A 14218-nucleotide genomic window follows, 5' to 3' on the forward strand; every position below is an offset into this window, starting at 1 on the left:
AAATGAGTATCTTTTGAAAAAGTTCAACATTATGCGTTAGCGATTAGAAATCGCCTTTTCTTTACACTTTAACCTTTACGCTTTACGCTAATATCGCTATGAGAAATGTTCTTGTTCTGACGATAGCTATTCTGGTTTGCACTCTTGTTGGGTGCAGCCAAAGTTATCATTGGACCAAGTCTCATCCCGCATACCATAAGGCCCCCTACGGGGAACTGGCCGTTGCCGGCGTACAGGACGCATTTGTCCTGACACGCACCAGCTGGTTTGCCAAGCGACTTGACTTTGGAGACAGCACCCAGATCAAGTCAACGGAATTCTGCGCCCAGATTATGCTGGACGAACTTCGCGGCGGATATAGCAAGCTGAATGTCCTTTCGGAAAAAGTCCTCGCCGGCTTCCCCGAAGAAAGTCAGAAACTGGACGACCGCATTTTCATGAAGGGCAAACTTCCTGAACAGGGAGTCGTCGTCAAGGACAGCGCAGGCAAAGTGCCGCCCGAGATTTTAATGATTCATGAAGTTATCGTCGGAACCGACCTGAAGCGGGAAGACTACTTTGATTACGCCCTGATCCACAATGAAAGTCAGGAAAAATCCGTAGTCCAGAATATCAGCGCCATCGTATCCTACACTTTATGGGACAATCTGAAGCAACGTCCGCTGTTTAGCGCCGTCGATGAAATTCAGCACTCCATTGTCAAGTTCAGTTTGCAGGACCTGGAGCTTCTTGTTCGAGCCTCCGTGCGACAGATTCGCAGCAACCTTTATACGGGAGTGGATAAATGAAGTCCTTCCGTTCTTTAATCGGTTTGCTGTTATTCGTCTTCATAACCATCGCCAATGCAGGCAACGTCTACTTCGATTCCAGGTGGACCCTCTGGCAGAATGCAGACATTCTTATCTGGAACATCGATAAGGAACTTCCCATCGACCCCAAGGAGTTCTGCCTTTCCCTCCGCAGAACCAACATGGGCATCGGCGAACCCAAATGCCGTACCCTAGGCGAATGGGAACGAGACTCTATCGCGGTCCGTTACGGAAGCTGGCTCAGCGCCAACATCGAGCCGGGTCTAACGTCGGGCCACCTCAAGGCACGACACCCTTCCATGAGTGCAAAGATTCAGTCTGTCGAAGACAAGATCGTCATGTTCATTTCGGACAAGGGTAGCGAGCTCCTGATTGCCATTTTTGACGAGACCTCTTCTGAACCAAGATCTGCGGGAACAGTACCAAAGAAAGCCGACAAGATCGCCCTTGGCGACGACATTGCAGGCACCTTTTTCGACCGCAATACAACCCGCAGGCTCAGCAAGGAAGAACGGGCCAAGAAGCTAACCGAACCCGATGACTTCTACAAGGAAGTTCCCGATTTCAGAGCATGGGCCGGTATTTCAGCCGGTTACGCCCAGGCCCAAATTCCCTTTACTCCGGACAGCTGGTACAACAGCCACACAAGAAGTCGCATTCACAATTACCGCACCACCAAGGATTCCGTTTCTCTGTGGAATTTCATTGACGACTCCACACCATTATTTACTTTGTACGCAGGCGGAACTTGGTACGGCTTTATCGGCGGCGAAATATTCTATCGTTATTCCAAACACGCCGCAAAAACAGATGATAGGGATACCATATATAACGAGTTGGACCACTGGGACTTTACGCAACACGAAGTCGGTCTAAACGTCATGTTTTCTAAATCCTTCGATCCTTTCAAATGGCTCGACATTCACAGTTTTGCCTTCCTGGGTTTCCAATACAGTTTCTACTCCGAAGATATCGCGGTCAAGAATACGGTCAGCAAGCCTTCTAGATCTTACGAATCCCGAGTCAAGTTTGAAGACGCCTATAAGGGAGCCCTACTAGGTTTTGGCGGGCAATTCGTATTCCTCGACCATTATGGATTTAGTGTCCGTACAGGAATTTCTAGCCGCGGACGCGATGTCTACACAGACCCCTCTCCCGAGGCTGCGGCGGAGCCCACAACAGTTGGCGCATCCACTGTAGACTGGTTCATCAGCTTCGGTATTGAATACCACTGGAACAAAATTTTCTAACTTTGCGCTCATTATGAGCGAAGAAGTAAAAGAAGAAAACGTTTCCAAGGAAACAAAAGTCAATCCGTTTTTGACTCCGATTAATATTATTGAGCCCGAGCACAAGCTCCCCGACTATACTTTTGACATGCTGCCGGCCGAACAGAAGGCCATTCTCGCAAGCCACGGCTGGACCGACCTGATGCCCGTCCAGCGTAAGACCATGCCCTATATGCTGGCCGCCCGCGATATGCTGGTGCAGTCCAAGACAGGTTCCGGCAAGACCGGCGCATACGTGCTGCCCCTTTTGCAGGTCATCGTTCGTGACCACCTGTTTCCCCAGGCATTGATTCTGGTGCCCACCCGCGAATTGGCAATTCAGGTGCAGGACGAAGTTCAGAAACTTTCTGCAGGGACAGGCATCAAGTCTGTAGCCATCTTCGGTGGCGTTTCTTACGAACCCCAGCTGAAGGCTCTTAAGGAAGGCGTGCATATTATCGTAGCCACACCGGGCCGTCTGATGGACCATGTGCAGCGCGGTAACGTAGACTTTTTGGACATCCGCGACTTGGTTCTGGACGAAGCCGACGAAATGCTTTCCATGGGTTTCTACCCCGACATGCAGAAGATCCGCAAGTATCTTCCCAAGCAGTTGGCCTGTACCATGTTCAGTGCCACCATTCCCCAGACAGTCAAGAGCCTGGCCCGCGAATTCCAGCGACCCTCCGCAGAGTTCCTTTCTCTGTCTTATGACAAGGTTATCGCAAACAATCTTGAACACCGCTGGTATTCCTGCGACGTAATGGATAAGGATTCCATGACCATCAAGGTTCTGGAATATGAGAACCCCGAAAGTTGCATGATTTTCTGCAACAAGAAATGCGACGTCAGCTATCTGGAACAGGTTCTTTCCGGTTACGGTTTTAACGTTGGCGCGTTGTCTGGCGACGTTAGCCAGTCTCTCCGCGAAAAGACCCTAAACGCCTTCCGCGAAAAGAAATTGCGCATCTTGATTTGTACAGACGTTGCCGCCCGCGGTATTGACGTGGACCATGTTACCCACGTAATCGTTTACGATCATCCCGATGATCACGAAGTGTACGTACACCGTAGTGGACGTACCGCCCGTGCAGGCCGTAGCGGTGTCTGCATTTCCCTGATTACCCCGGTGGAAGAAATTGAAATCAAGAAGACTGCAGCAGACTTCGGTATCAATTTCATCAAGCAGGAACCTCTGACCAACGAAGCCATCGCCAAGAAGGTTGGCGAACGCACCCTCAAGCAACTGCAAGAGGTTAGCAAGCACTTCGGTGGACAGAAGGCCAAGGAACGCATCAGCCACTTCATCCCCCTGGCCAGGGAACTGGCTAACGGAACCCAGGATCAGCAGATGCTCCTAGCCTACCTGCTGGACCGGTATGTTTGGAAAAAATAGGTCTTGGGCTATGAGGTATGAGGTCGGCTCCTAAAGGAGCCTCTGAGGTATATCCAAAAACTCTACCACATAGTTCCTTAAAATCTCACCTCAAAGCGAGCAACGCGAGCGACCTCATACCTCAAAGCGCGAAGCGCGAGCTCACACCTCAAAATGGCTAAGATTAAAGTAAAGAACGCAAGAGAAATTGAACTGATCCGCGACGCAGGCGCTCTGGCAGCTGAAACCCTGATTCGCGCAGGCGAAATGTGCAAGCCCGGTGTCTGCACCCTGGAAATCGATGAATTCATCGGTGATTACACCCGTCAGCACAAGGGCATTTCCGCCTGTAAGGGTTACCACGGTTACCCCCGCTATGCCTGCATCAGTATCAATGAAGTTATCTGCCACGGCATCCCCGACGCCAAGACCATCCTTAAGGAAGGCGACATCGTAAACATCGACATCACCACCATCCTCCAAGGTTATCACGGCGACACTTCCGCCATGTTTACCGTAGGCAAGGTCAGCAAGCTAGCACAGGAACTGGTGGACACCGCCAAGTTCGCCATGGAAGAAGGCATCCGCGTTGCAGGCGAACAGGGTGCCCGCTGGAACGACATCGGTTACGCCATCAATGACATTGCCGACGAACACGGTTTCAGCGTAGTTCAAGACTACTGCGGTCATGGTATCGGCCGTGGTTTCCACGAAGAGCCCCTGGTGTTCCACTTCCGCAACAACGAACTGACCAGTTTCATTGAACCCGGCAACGTGTTCACCGTCGAGCCCATGCTGAACGCAGGCAAGCCCGGCACCAAGACTCTGTCTGACGGTTGGACTGCAGTGACCCGCGATGGCACCCTCAGCGCCCAGTGGGAACACACCGTGGTCAAGACCAAGGACGGCATCGAAATTCTGACCCTCCCCCGCTAATCGAAAAGGTGTGAGGCGCGAGGTATGAGGACGGAGCCTTCGGCTCCTTTCAGCTAGATAATCGCGACAAAGGCGCCTAACTTTAGCTCACAGCTCATTACTCATCGCTCACAACTATTCACTGTTCACTATTCACTCTTCACAACAATGTCTCTGCTCAGTAATCTCCGCGACAAAGCTGTGGTAGCCTTCGTCAAGAATCACGAACTAGTCAAGAAGTTCGGTGATGTCCAGTCCGTGTCTATAGATTCAGACAAAGGAACTGCAGACGTTTCCGTGTTGCTCCATGGAGAAATCTTCCCAATCAAGTTCCGCGGTTACTATTACTTTGATGATACCGATAAAGGTACCGACATCGTGATCCGCAAGATTACCAGCGAACGACAGTGGATTGATGAAGCCCTGGAATACTGGCTGGGCGATAAGACTCTGCGCTATACACTTCCTGGATTAGCCGGAGGCCTGGCCAAGGTATTGTTCTAGTCCATCAATAAATAGATCCGAAAACGAGACATTCAAAAAAATCTCCGCCCCAGTGAGGCGGAGATTTTTCAGTTTAAGCCATTATTTCTTTTTTGCGTTTTTTGGTTTCGCAGCAGTCGATTTCTTTGCTGTTGCCTTTTTCGCTGTCACCTTCTTTTCTGCAGGTTTCTTGGCAGCAGGCCTCGCACCTTTTTCCCATTCTTCAAGGAAAATCGGCTTTTCTAAGGCCCCGAATATAATCCCAAGGAATTTCATCCCCTTAACATCGGGACAATTACTAAAGCTTTTCTCAATATCAAGATCTGCCAAAAGGAGCATCGCCCCACTCTAGGAACCAGTCGTATTCGCTCCGGCACCAGTCAAAAACCTTTTCTGCCATGGCATTGTCGGGTGAACCATCTTCCTTTTTGAAAGTCAGTTTATAGGTTGCATCATGTCTACAAGGGTCCTATCAATCATTCTTTTAGATATATCGTACAAAACGAAAATTCTTAAAGGGAACTCTCACAAACGTGAGAATCATCACTTCACGAGCAATCTTTCCACTTCGCTGTCAAACCGCCATTAGATTACTTTCCAGAATTCCGATAATCGTAGAACGAAACGAAAACCTCCGCAAAATAAGACACTGATGTTTGCGCATTTCATGAACGATCCTCAAATTCTATTGTATATTTCAAGGGCACTCACATTTTTTTTGCACCAGAAGGATTCAAGAGGACTCTATGGAAATAAACGACAAGACCGCCGACATGCTTAAGGATAAATTTTCCAAGCTTCTTTTCGAACTGATTACCGAGATTCCCGAATCCCTCTATGTCGAAACAGCCGACCCCGGCGAAAAAGTGAAGAAACTGACCCAGCAGGCAGCCATCAAGGCAGCAGCCGTCAGTGCCACGCTTTCTATCCCCGCTGGCTTTACCGGAGTCCTGACCTCCATCCCCGACATTGCCTCCGTCTGGCGTATACAGGCCCAGCTGGTCTCCGACATTGCCGCTACTTATGGCAAGGTAGCCCTCCTCAGCCGCGAAGCCATGGTCTGGTGCCTCTTCCGCCACAGCGCCGCCTCCCTCCTCCGCGACCTGGCAGTCCGCACCGGCAGTCGCATTATCGTGCAAAAGCTTTCCCTCAGCGCTCTGGAAAAGATCCTCCAGAAAATCGGTCTGAAAGTTTCTACCAAGATGCTTGGTCGAGTGGCCCTCCGAGCCATCCCAGCCATCGGCGCCATCGGCAATGGAGCCTACACCTTCTACGACACCAACGAGGTGGGAAAAACGGCTGCTGCCTACTTCAAGGCCCTTTCGGACCAGGATCCGGAAGTTCAGGATGCAGAACCTGCCGAGCCCCAAGATTAATATATAGGGTTAGCAGGTCGGTCCCGCAAACCTATAAAAAAACTTTTATTTTTAAAAATTTCAAGAAATCCGGGTCAAAAAGGCCTGGATTTCGCTGTTTAATGGTCCCAAAAATACCCCGCCCTTGACCCCACCCCCTTTTTTTTCTATCTTTGCGCGCAACTCAAATAACATCAACTCCATTTGTGGAATAAAAAATGAAAAACATTGCAACTCACAGAAACATTGGTATTTCTGCCCACATCGACTCCGGTAAGACCACTCTTACCGAACGTATCCTCTACTACACCAAGCGTATTCACGCTATCCACGAAGTTCGTGGTAAGGACGGCGTCGGTGCCACGATGGACTCCATGGAACTCGAACGCGAACGCGGCATTACCATTCAGTCTGCTGCTACCTTCGCAAGCTGGACTCACACCAAGTCTGGCGAAGCTGACACCATCAACATCATCGATACCCCGGGGCACGTGGACTTCACTATCGAAGTTGAACGTTCTCTCCGTGTGCTTGACGGTGCTATCCTCGTTCTTACCGGCGTGGAAGGCGTTCAGTCTCAGTCTATTACCGTTGACCGCCAGATGCGCCGCTATCATGTGCCCCGCGTTGTGTTTGTCAACAAGTGCGACCGTTCCGGTGCAAATCCGCTCCGCGTTGCAGTTATGCTCAAGGAAAAGCTGAACCACAAGCCCTGCGTTATGCAGATTCCTATCGGTCTCGAAGACCAACTGAAGGGTGTGGTCGACCTGGTTGAAATGAAGGCCTACTACTTCGAAGGCGCCAACGGCGACGACATGATCGAAAAGGAAATTCCGGCTGAACTGGTTGACCAGGCTCAGGAATACCGTGAAAAGCTCGTTGACTGCTGCGCAGACTACAACGACGAAATCATGGAAAAGGCTATGGAAGGCATGTATGGCGTTGATGAAATCGACAAGGATCTCATCAAGAAGACCATCCGCGAAGCTACCATTTCTCTCGAAATCACTCCGGTGTTCATGGGTTCCGCTCACAAGAACATTGGTATCCAGAAGCTCCTCGACGGTGTTGTGGACTACCTCCCGAACCCGACCGAAGTTGAAAACAAGGCTCTGGACATCGACAACAACGAAGCAGAAGTTGTCCTGAAGTCCGAAGATGCTGAACCGCTGGTTTGCTACGCATTCAAGCTGGTCAACGACCGCTATGGTCAGCTGACCTACATCCGCGTTTACCAGGGTACCATCAAGAAGGGCGACATGATCACCAACATGGCAACCACCAAGAAGGTTTCCGTTGGCCGTCTCGTTCGTATGCACGCTGATGAAATGGTGGATATCACCGAAGCTGGTGCAGGCGACATCGTTGCTCTGTTCGGTATTGACTGCGCATCCGGTACTACCTTTACCGATGGCAAGAACCACTACAACATGACCTCCATGCACGTTCCTAACCCGGTTATCGAACTGGTGATCGAAGCTAAGAACCGTGACGACCTGGACAACATGTCTAAGGCTCTGAACCGCTTCACCAAGGAAGACCCCACCTTCCAGGTTGAAGTTAACAAGGAATCTGGCGAAACCATCATCAAGGGTATGGGCGAACTTCATCTTGACGTTTACATCGAACGTATGCGTCGTGAATACAAGGTTGACGTCCAGACTGGTGCTCCGCAGGTTGCATACCGCGAAACCATCACTCGTTCTTCCAAGTTCGACTACACTCATAAGAAGCAGACCGGTGGTAGCGGTCAGTACGCTAAGGTTGTCGGCGAAATGCGTCCGATGGCTGTCGAAGGCGACTCCGAAAAGGTTTACAACTTCGTTAACTCCGTCGTTGGCGGCCGTATTCCTAAGGAATACATCCCGTCCTGCGATAAGGGTTTCCAGAGCTGCATGGAAGCAGGTTCCTTGATCGGCTTCCCGGTTGTGGGTATCGAAATGGACGTTCAGGATGGTGCATTCCACCCGGTTGACTCCTCTGATATGGCCTTCCAGGTTGCTGCTCGTATGGCTTTCCGCGAAGCTTTCGCTAAGGCCGGCGCTCAGATCCTCGAACCGATCATGAAGGTTGAAATCCAGACCCCGACCGAATTCCAGGGTTCCGTTGTTGGTAACGTTTCTCAGCGTCGTGGTACCATCGCTGGTACTAACGAAGAACTGGGCATGACCACCATCACCGCTGAAGTTCCGCTGTCTGAAATGTTCGGCTACGCAACTGACCTGCGTTCTATGACCCAGGGTAAGGCAGAATTCACCATGGAATTCTGCAAGTACTCTCCGGTTCCCAAGAACATCCAGGAAGAACTCATCAAGAAGTACGGCGACAAGGCTGGCGCACGCGCTTAACTTGACCGCTAGCTCGACAATGGGATAGAACTTCCCAAGCCTCGCTAGCTCTCGCGAAAAGGAAAAGACTGGTTCACACCAGTCTTTTTCTTTTGCTCACAGTAAGACCGCATGGGCTAAGGCTGGATAGAACCTCTCGTAAGCCCATGCTCTCGCGAAAAGCACGCAAGGCGAATGCAGTAAAATCAAGAACACTCAATTTTATTGCTGAGCCGAAGCTGCGAACGCCAAAGGTGTCAAAACGTTTAATTGAGTTCAACTCAGAATTAGAAGAAGTCCCGCGGGAAACCGCGGGACTTTTTCACATGTACACAACACAAGGAAGGGTGTTTTACCGACACCCTCCCATAAATACACAAGAGCCCCGCGGGACAAGCCCGCGGGACTCAGTGGAATTAGAAGAGAACAAGTGTGCTTCCTATCTATTCCTACCCGTATGGTTCGATCCGGCATCCCTTCTCTAGAACCAGAAATAGATTGGAAGCACGATAATAATATACCTCGCAAAACGGTTAGCGGAAACTTTTTCTGCTAAACCCCTATTCCCAAAAAGAACGTTCCAATTTGTATTAAATCGGCGGCCTAGGGCTGCACCTTTGTGGCCTTCTTGGCAGCGCGCCAGAATTCCTGCAGACGTTCAGGAGTTTCCTCCTTCATTTCCTTGCCTTCGTCGCGAGCCATCTGTTCCACGATACGGAAGCGCTTTTCGAACTTGGTGTTGGCCCGTTCCAGTGCCAGGGCCGCATTGAAGCCGCAATGGCGGGCCACGTTCACCAGGCTGAACAAGATATCGCCGAACTCATCTTCCATGCGGTCGATGTTGTTGCATTCCGCAGAGGAGGCTTGCATTTCGGCACGGAATTCGCTAAATTCCTCCACAGCTTTGTTGAATACAGGTTCTGCCTCGACCCAATCAAATCCGACCTTGGCGGCACGCCGCTGGATTTCCTGGGCACGGGCCAGCGTGGGCATGCTCTTGCTTACTTTATCCATAGCGGACTTGCCGACCATGTCCTGATTGTTCTTTTCCGCAGCCTTGATGCGTTCCCATCTACGGGTCACCTCGGAGGCATCATCCACCTTGGCATCGCCAAACACATGAGGATGACGTCGGACCATTTTTTCGCAGATTCCCTGCACAACGTCGTCGATACAGAAATCGCCATTGTCCTTCGCGACCTGTGAATGGAATACCACCTGGAAGAGCACATCTCCCAGTTCCTCGGCCATGTGAACCTTGTCGTTGGCCTGGGCTGCGTCGATATATTCGTGGGATTCTTCCACCAAGTAGGGGAGCAGGGACTGGTGCGTCTGCTTACGGTCCCAGGGGCAGCCATTTTCCGAGCGGAGGGTGGCCATGATATTCACAAGATCTTGAAAGGAATACTTCATATGGGTAAAAATAGAAAAGCCGAAGAGTACGTCAGCCAGGAATTAGAACCGAAACTGTTTCCGCTACTGCTGGGCGAATCGTCTTTGAGGCCAAAGCGTCTATTCTACAAGGGCGCACTGCCAGAAAAAGACTCCATTGGAATTGCCATGGTAGGCACCCGACGTCCAGGCAGTTCCGCCCCAGAACTTTGCCGCAGGCTGGTACATTCCCTGAAAGGCACCAAGGCGGTCATCGTCTCGGGGCTTGCTCAAGGCATCGACAGCTACTGCCACGAAGCCGCCCTGGAGGCGGGCCTCCCCACCATCGCCGTCATCGCCCAGGGAATCGACGCAAGAATCCCCGGAGAACGCGCCGACCTGGCCCGCCGCATCCTGGAATCCGGAGGCGCCATCCTTAGCGAGTACGCCGGCGACCAGGCCTCCCTGAAGGGCATGTTTCCGGCCCGTAACCGCATCATCAGCGGTCTTAGCCGCGCTACGGTACTGGTACAGAGCAAGAACAAGGGCGGGGCCCTGATCACGGCGGATTACTGCCTTGGCGAGGGCAAGTTGCTATTAGCCGTGCCGGGAGATTTTGACAGCGAAGTGGCCTGCGGCCCCAATCTTTATTTGGACTGCGGGAAGGCAAAGCCAATTTTTTTACCGGAAAGTCTGAGAGTGCAGGCAGGAATTCCCTTGACCGCCCATAGCCAGGAAGCTCCCTCTTTGCAGAATCTCGCCCACACCGGCTGCCAGCTTTCCCAGGAGGCCACCATGATTTTTACAAAGTTCAACGGATTCCGCAAGACTTTTTCAGAAATTCAAGCGGATTGTAACTTTAAGACTGGCAACATTTTAGCTATATTAACGGAACTTGAGATTGCAGGATTGGTCCAGACGAAGGACAATATGCAGTTCTACTTTAATGGGAGCCTTTAGTTTTGAGCTTGAAGAAGCACTTAGTCATTCTCGCACTGTTTATCTTCGCCATCATCGTAGTGGCCCAGATGATGTTCGGAAAGAACAGCATCAGACAGCAGCGTAGAATCAACCGCGAGATCGCCAGCTACCAGCATCAGATTGATTCGCTGCAGATGGTGATCGACAAGCGCAAAGTGCAGATTCAGCAACTGAAGACCGACTCCCTCTACAAGGAAGGGCTTCTCCGCACACGCTATGGCATGAGCCGCAAGGGTGAAGTCGTCTTCCAGCTAGTTGAATAATTTTAAGCCATCTTACTTGCGTCAGTAGAGCTGACGTGCTCCACCTTGCCGGCGAAGTAGCTATAGGCCGCAGGCACCACAAAGAGCGTCATGAAGGTCGCAAAGGTGAGACCGCCCGCAATGGCAATACCCATTGCGATACGGCTAGGCGTGCCCGTGAGGATCAGGGGCACTGCGCCCAATACCGTAGAAAGGCTCGTCATAAGGATTGGGCGGAAGCGGCGGGTCGCCGCCTGCCTAGCCGCCTCAAGCTTTGTACATCCGGTAGCCGCCGCAATCTGATTTGCAAATTCCACAATCAGGATGCCGTTCTTGGTCACAAGGGCAATCAACAGAATCAAGGCAATCTCACTGAAGATATTCAAGGTCTGACCTGTCAGGTAGAGGCAAGCCAACGCACCGGCCAAAGCCAGGGGCACCGTAAAGAAAATCACCAGGGGAGCGCGGAAACTTTCAAACTGACCCGCCAGCACCAGGAACACCAGCGCCAGAGCCAGCAAGAACACGATATACAATCCCGAAGAACTTTCCTCGAATTCCTTGGAAGCACCGCTAAGGGTCGTGCTCACGTTGGGGTATTCCTTCAGTACATCCTTAGCGATTCTGCGCATTTCTTCAACGCCATCGCCGATGGTCATCCCGGGAACAAGCCCTGCCTGAATGGTCGCAGAACTGAATCGGTTGTAACGGGGCAACGACGGAGATGCAGAACGTTCCTTATAAGTGATGAAGTTATCCAGGCTAACGGCCTCCCCCTTGCGGTTCTTCACCGTCAACAGAGAAAGATTCTGGGGAGAGCTGCGGTACTGATAACCCACGGCACCAATCACGTCGTACTGGCGGCCTTCACGATAATATTCACCATAGCTCTTTTCGCTGATAGAAAGCTGAACGGCCTGGGCTATATCATTTACGGATACCCCTTCCTCGTCAGCCTTGTCTCGCAGGATTTCAATATGTAATTCAGGCTTGGTAAATTTCAGGTTGGTGTTCACCACGCTGAATATGGGGCTCTTGCTAGCCGCTTCCATGAACTTGGGAACCAAGGTACGCAAAGTTTCGATGGACCCCGCCTGCAACACGAACTGCACCGGCAGACCACCTCGCTGGGTACTGATGCTCTGAGGTTCAAACACCATCACGCGCAAGTCCGGGTATTCGTTACCCAGAATCTGGATGGCATGGGCAATTTCGCTCTGGGGGCGACGAGCCGTCTTGTCGTCATTCAAGGACAAACGAATTCTGGAGTTACCGGCATTCCAGGCGCCAGCCTGCACTTCCTTATACTCACCGCTATCCAGAATGGTCATGACCTCATCCACAAACGCATCGGCCATGCGCTTGGTACGGGTAAGAGTCACACCTTCGGGCATATTCACGTTCACCATGACAGAGCCCGAATCTTCTGTGGGAGCCATTTCAGAGCTCATGTTGTTGAAGCAGAAATAAGCCGCAAACAGGAGCCCGGCTACCACCGGGAACAACAAGAAACGCAATCTAAGGAAGCCACCCAGAAGCACGGCATAAATTTTATTCAGACCTTCAAAGAACGGTTCCGTTATCTTGTAGAACGATCCCTTCTTCTGATGACGCAAGAACTTCGAACAAAGCATGGGAGAAAGCGTCAAGGCGCAAGTGGTAGAAAGGAAGACCGTCCCGATCATCACCGCCACAAATTCGCGGAATAGAAGACCCGTGGTACCGCCCAGGGCAAGCACCGGAATGAACACAGCCATCAAGACCACAGACGTTGCAATCACGGCAAAGAAGATTTCATTTGTTCCCGCCACGGCAGCCTGCTTAGGTGTCATGCCCTTTTCAATCTTGTCGTAAATGTTTTCCACAATCACGATAGCATCATCCACCACAAGGCCAATGGCAAGCACCATGGCCAGAAGCGTCAGAACGTTAATGCTAAAGCCGCAAAGGTACAGCACAAAGAAACTTCCAATCACAGCCACCGGCACCACCACCATGGGGATAATTGTCGTACGGCCTTCACGCAGGAATGCAAAGATAATGGCAATCACCAGAAGGAACGCCACAAAGATGGTCTCCACCACTTCCTTGATGGAAGCGCGGATATTAATGGAAGTGTCGCGGCCATAAAGCATCTCGACACCCTCAGGCAATTCCCGGCGGAGTTCTTCCACACGCTTGTAGAATTCGTCAGCGATGTTCACATGGTTACTGCCAGGCTGAGCCACCAGAGCGCAGGTCACCGTGTTCTTGCCGTTACGTCTAAATCCCTTACGGGTATCCAGCGGTTCGTAATGGATGTTAGCAACGTCGGACACGCGAATTACAGTGCCATCGGCCGCAGTTTTTACCGCAATGTTTGCAAAAGCTTCCGGGTCAGAAATTCGGCCCAGAGTACGAATAGAAAGGGTTGTTTCGGAACCTTCGATAGAGCCTGCGGGAAGTTCCAGGTTGCCCTTGGAAAGGGCGGCACTCATTTCGCTTCCGGTAACGCCCATGGCCTGCATACGGATGGGGTCAATCCACAGACGCACTGTAGGCTGCTTTTCACCCCAGATAACCACTTCGGAAACACCGTTAATGGTCTGCAGACGTTCCTTCACATGATTGCGTGCGATTTCAGAAACGTCCATGGCGTCCAGCTTATCGCTGACCAAGCTGATCATCAAGATGGGGTCGGAATCGGAGTCGCTCTTGTTCACCGTCGGTTCGTCCACATCGTCAGGCAATTTACGGCGGACACGGCTTACGCGGTCACGGATATCGTTGGCGGCATCCTCCAGATCCATGCCCGTTTCAAACTCCACACTGATATAAGAAAAGCCATCGGAGCTGGTAGAGGTCAGGGCCTTAATACCCGGGGCACTGTTAATGGATGATTCCAGGACTTCGGTAACTTCGGCTTCCACCACGGCAGCGTTTGCGCCAGGATAAGAAGTTCTAACCTGAATAATGGGATAGTCTACGTTCGGGTATTCACGAATACCCAACTCACTCATACCGAAGGCGCCAAGCAAGATGATGACCAAGGCCATCACCGTCATTAGGACAGGTCTGCGAACAGATAGATTTGCAACACTCATTTTTCTTTC

The 14218-nt window shown here is 51.4% G+C and carries 12 protein-coding genes; 9 read left to right on the forward strand and 3 right to left on the reverse strand.

What is annotated here, in order from left to right; translation table 11 throughout:
* Positions 1-98 precede the first annotated feature (98 nt).
* From B7992_RS12460 to B7992_RS12480, 5 genes are all read left to right on the forward strand, one after another.
* Positions 99-788 carry a hypothetical protein gene (locus B7992_RS12460; RefSeq protein WP_088666425.1) on the forward strand — a complete coding sequence of 230 codons (690 nt, stop codon included), beginning with the start codon at positions 99-101 and terminating at the stop codon, positions 786-788.
* Positions 785-2059 (forward strand): hypothetical protein, encoded by a 1275-nt coding sequence (locus tag B7992_RS12465; RefSeq protein ID WP_073155672.1) that lies wholly within the window; start codon positions 785-787, stop codon positions 2057-2059. Before B7992_RS12460 ends, B7992_RS12465 begins: the two co-directional genes overlap by 4 nt.
* Positions 2060-2072: 13 nt before the next feature.
* A complete protein-coding gene (locus B7992_RS12470; protein ID WP_073282767.1) occupies positions 2073-3473 on the forward strand; it encodes a DEAD/DEAH box helicase in 1401 nt (466 codons plus the stop codon).
* A gap of 153 nt (positions 3474-3626) precedes the next feature.
* Positions 3627-4388 (forward strand): type I methionyl aminopeptidase, encoded by a 762-nt coding sequence (gene map / locus B7992_RS12475; protein ID WP_073155667.1) that lies wholly within the window; start codon positions 3627-3629, stop codon positions 4386-4388.
* Positions 4389-4535: 147 nt separating this feature from the next.
* Entirely contained in the window at positions 4536-4871 is a 336-nt protein-coding gene (locus B7992_RS12480; protein ID WP_073155664.1) for a hypothetical protein, read from the forward strand.
* An 81-nt stretch (positions 4872-4952) separates the two neighbouring features.
* Here B7992_RS12480 and B7992_RS12485 read toward each other — a convergent pair whose 3' ends face one another.
* Complete coding sequence (locus tag B7992_RS12485) at positions 4953-5180, reverse strand: hypothetical protein (protein WP_141100462.1); 228 nt, start codon at positions 5178-5180, stop codon at positions 4953-4955.
* 416 nt (positions 5181-5596) lie between these two features.
* On the opposite strand from B7992_RS12485, the gene B7992_RS12490 reads away from it, so the two are divergent.
* Together B7992_RS12490 and fusA are read left to right on the forward strand one after the other, a co-directional pair.
* Positions 5597-6226 (forward strand): EcsC family protein, encoded by a 630-nt coding sequence (locus B7992_RS12490; RefSeq protein WP_073155659.1) that lies wholly within the window; start codon positions 5597-5599, stop codon positions 6224-6226.
* 197 nt (positions 6227-6423) lie between these two features.
* On the forward strand, positions 6424-8553 hold the full coding sequence (fusA, locus tag B7992_RS12495; protein ID WP_073155656.1) for an elongation factor G: 2130 nt from the start codon (positions 6424-6426) through the stop codon (positions 8551-8553).
* Between the two features lie 582 nt (positions 8554-9135).
* Here the strand turns inward: fusA and mazG are convergent.
* Positions 9136-9945, reverse strand: a complete 810-nt coding sequence (gene mazG / locus B7992_RS12500) for a nucleoside triphosphate pyrophosphohydrolase (RefSeq protein WP_073233575.1) — start codon at positions 9943-9945, stop codon at positions 9136-9138.
* On the opposite strand from mazG, the gene B7992_RS12505 reads away from it, so the two are divergent.
* Positions 9946-10863 carry a DNA-processing protein DprA gene (locus B7992_RS12505; RefSeq protein WP_073155650.1) on the forward strand — a complete coding sequence of 306 codons (918 nt, stop codon included), beginning with the start codon at positions 9946-9948 and terminating at the stop codon, positions 10861-10863.
* Between the two features lie 8 nt (positions 10864-10871).
* Positions 10872-11147, forward strand: coding sequence for a septum formation initiator family protein (locus B7992_RS12510; protein WP_073156709.1), 276 nt, complete (start codon positions 10872-10874; stop codon positions 11145-11147).
* Positions 11148-11149: 2 nt separating this feature from the next.
* Here B7992_RS12510 and B7992_RS12515 read toward each other — a convergent pair whose 3' ends face one another.
* On the reverse strand, positions 11150-14209 hold the full coding sequence (locus B7992_RS12515; RefSeq protein WP_073155647.1) for an efflux RND transporter permease subunit: 3060 nt from the start codon (positions 14207-14209) through the stop codon (positions 11150-11152).
* Positions 14210-14218 lie beyond the last annotated feature (9 nt).

It is taken from the genome of Fibrobacter sp. UWH1 (genome assembly GCF_002210365.1).
Lineage (GTDB): Bacteria > Fibrobacterota > Fibrobacteria > Fibrobacterales > Fibrobacteraceae > Fibrobacter.